The 3,667-nt window shown below is 36.0% G+C and carries 4 protein-coding genes; all 4 read left to right on the top strand.

The window, feature by feature from the left end:
- Positions 1-448 (top strand): T9SS type A sorting domain-containing protein (locus HOG71_05870; GenBank protein MBT5990361.1); only part of this gene is annotated, 448 nt, incomplete at its 5' end.
- Between the two features lie 85 nt (positions 449-533).
- On the top strand, positions 534-2,495 hold the full coding sequence (locus HOG71_05875; protein MBT5990362.1) for a Na+/H+ antiporter NhaC family protein: 1,962 nt from the start codon (positions 534-536) through the stop codon (positions 2,493-2,495).
- Between the two features lie 85 nt (positions 2,496-2,580).
- The gene (locus tag HOG71_05880) at positions 2,581-2,907 is read left to right on the top strand and encodes a nucleotide pyrophosphohydrolase (protein MBT5990363.1); all 327 of its coding nucleotides are present in this window, start codon (positions 2,581-2,583) and stop codon (positions 2,905-2,907) included.
- Position 2,908: 1 nt separating this feature from the next.
- On the top strand, positions 2,909-3,667 hold a 759-nt coding region (locus HOG71_05885; GenBank protein ID MBT5990364.1), incomplete at its 3' end, for a phosphoribosylformylglycinamidine cyclo-ligase.

Genomic DNA, 3,667 nt, shown 5'->3' on the forward strand with positions numbered 1-3,667 from the left:
CAATTATGACACAGGTTTAATGTTAGACGATGATGCTGATGGAACATATTTCTCAGACTATATGGTGAATAAGTATTGGGGATTCTATACCATTATTTACAATACTGAAGATATTTCAGGTAACAAAGCAGATGAAGTAGTTCGTTTTGTTAATGTACAGGAATGTTCTTGGAATGGTGTTGAAGAAAGTGGTTTAGCACAATATATCGAGATGTATCCTAACCCAACTAAGGGTGAGTTCTACATCAGTGTTGAATTGCCACAATCAGAGAATTTACTGATCAAAGTAAGCAATATGTTAGGCGATGAATTAGAGATCATTACTAAGAGCAATACCCAGGGAGGTATGTTCAAGGTAGATTTAGGAGCCTTTGCAGATGGTGTTTATTTTGTACAAGTTCAAACTGATGAAGCAAGTACTGTTCAGAAAGTGACTTTAGCTAAATAGATAATTAAATATTATGTATAAAAATCCTCTCCGATTATTCGGGGGGGATTTTTTTTGATCTATTTTTGAGGAACAAATAGTGAAAATGACCATTCAGCATTACCGATATTTGATCTTTTCTACCTTTCTTTTTTTGATGACATTACAGCTATTTGCTGTCGATCTGGATACCAATGCTTATCGAATTGAATGTAAACAAAACATTATTGCTGATCAGGAAGTTAAGCTCAGTATCTATTTATTAGATGAAGATGAGCAAACCATATCTGGCTCAAAAATGAATTTGCAAATTATTTTAAATGGTCAAACTGAATTTCTTCAGTTTGATAATGGAGTAGCATATAAAATGCTTCCCCCCAAAACGAAGGAATACCATTTGCAAATCCCTGAAATAAGTGAGGTAAAAACTGCTTTTTCTATTCGGAAATGGCCTTCATTATTGAGTATAATTCCACCTTTATTGGCCATTATTTTGGCTATTGCTTTTAAAGAAGTTATAACTGCTCTGGTATTAGGTGTGTTAATGGGCATTGTATTTTTATTGGGACTTGATGATCCGATAAGTTATGTGAAAGCACCTTTGGTTTTTATTGACACATACATAATAAGGGTGTTAACTGACAGCAGTAAAATATCGGTTGTTGTTTTTTCCATGTTAATAGGAGGCATGGTTTCCTTGTTGATTAAAAATGGGTCAATTCATTTTCTTATTCAAAAAATCATTAAACTGATAAAAACAAGAAAAGCAACTTTGATGACGACCTGGTTTTTAGGGATACTCATTTTTTTTGATGATTATGCGAATACACTTATAGTCGGAAATGCTGCCAGAGTTATTACAGATAAATATAAAATCTCTCGACAGAAACTAGCCTACATTGTTGACAGTACAGCTGCTCCGGTAGCAGCAATTGCCTTAATAACCACATGGATTGGAGCCCAGTTAAACTATATAAGTGATTCGGTGGTTCAGTTAGGGATTAATGAAAATCCCTATGTAGTACTATTGAATTCCTTAGGTTATGCATTTTATCCAATTTTAACTTTATTTTTCATTTTTATATTAATACAAACAGGAAGGGATTTTGGTCCTATGCTAAAATCAGAGCGTTTGGCACAGCGAGATTTTGATTTGCATTTGAAAAAGCATGATAATGCCTCCAAAATTGATAATCTTGACCAATCTAAAAAATTTAAGACGTCAATTGCAGATTCAATCATACCCATTTCTGGATTAATTGTAGTCGCTTTTGCTTCATTGTATTATTTAGGTAGCAAATCAGTTGATGTGAATCAGCTTGGTTCCAATTCCTTTATCCGACTAATCTCAATTATTGGTAATGGAGATCCTTACAAAGCTATGCTGTGGGCTTCTCTTTATGGTGTTTTATCAGCTTTAGTTTTTAGCTTGTACAGACGAAACATAAAACTGTCCGAGTCAATAAGTGCTGTTATCGATGGGTTTAAAACTATGCTAATAGCCATGATTATCCTGATATTAGCCTGGACATTGGGCATGTTAACTGAAGAATTGCATACAGCTTCTTTTTTAGCAGAAATTTTAGGTAAAAACATTGCGATTGAGTTTTTGCCAGCATTGGTTTTTATCATTGCTGCAGCAATAGCCTTTGCTACTGGAACAAGTTGGGGGTCAATGGCCATACTCTATCCTATTATGCTTCCGGTAATCTATAAAGCTGGGCTTATGAATGGCTTACCACAGGAGGATATAATGCCTTATTTCTACCAAGTGGTTGCAGCTGTTTTGGGTGGCTCCGTATTTGGCGATCATTGTTCACCTATTTCTGACACAACCATCATGAGCTCTATGGCTTCATCATGTAATCATATTGAACATGTTAGAACTCAATTCCCTTATGCTCTTTCTGTAGGTATAATTAGTTCTGTGTTTGGCTATTTATTGGTTTCAGTTACCGGTTTTTCACCGATCTGGAGTTTTCTGATTTCAGCTTTAGTTCTTTACTTCATCATTCGTATTTGGGGTAAGAAATTAATTCCTGCTAAGGAGAATTCTGCATCGAATTGATATTCCTTAACAGGAGTTTATAAAAAATAAAATAATAAATTGCACATCGATAAATGCTGATTTATAATTGATTAAAAGGCAATAAATGACAATTCAGGAAGCACAGGATTTGGTTCACCAGTGGATTAATACAAAGGGAGTCAGGTATTTTAGTGAATTAACAAATACGGCTGTGTTGATGGAGGAAGTAGGAGAGCTAGCTAGGTTAATGGCCAGAGAATATGGCGATCAATCATTTAAAACAGGCGAGCAGGACAGCAAAATATCCGAAGAGTTGGCTGATGTGTTGTTTGTATTGATTTGTATTGCCAACCAAACGGGTGTGGATCTCACGCAAGCATTGAAAGACAGCATTGATAAAAAGACGAAAAGAGATTCCGATCGTCATCATAATAATCCAAAATTGAAATAGCATGAAGTACGATAAAAGAGGAGTTTCTGCTGAGAAAAAAGATGTTCACGAAGCAATTAAGAATATCGATAAAGGGCTTTATCCAAACGCTTTTTGCAAGATTTTGCCAGATTATACTACTAATGACGATGATTATGCAATGCTCATGCATGCCGATACCGCAGGAACAAAAACCTCATTAGCATACCTCTATTGGAAGGAAACTGGCGATTTAAGTGTTTGGGAAGGAATTGTTCAGGATGCAGTTGTGATGAACCTGGATGATATGGCTTGTGCTGGTGTGTTCGATAATATTGTACTTTCTTCAACAATTGGTCGAAATAAAAACCTGATTAGTGGTGATGTTATTAAAACCCTAATTGAAGGGGGACAGAAACTGGCTGATAAGCTGGCAGACCTAGGTGTCAGGGTGCATATGGCAGGCGGAGAAACTGCTGATGTAGGCGACATAGTTAGAACAATTGATGTCGGATTTACTGCTTATGCACGTATAAAAAGAGATCAAGTTATCAGCATTAATCCGCAACATGGCGATGTTATTGTTGGGCTTGAATCCTGTGGACAAAGTACCTACGAAGATACTTACAACAGTGGCATAGGAAGTAATGGACTTACTTTTGCCCGACACGAATTGCTTGAGAAATCCTATGCAAAAAACTACCCCGAGAGTTTTGATCCGCATATCGATACTGATTATGTTTATACAGGAAAACATAAGCTAACGGATAAGTCGAAAGTTGAGGGGATGAATATTGGTCAA

The organism is Bacteroidota bacterium, from assembly GCA_018698135.1.
Classification (GTDB): Bacteria; Bacteroidota; Bacteroidia; order CAILMK01; family JAAYUY01; genus JABINZ01.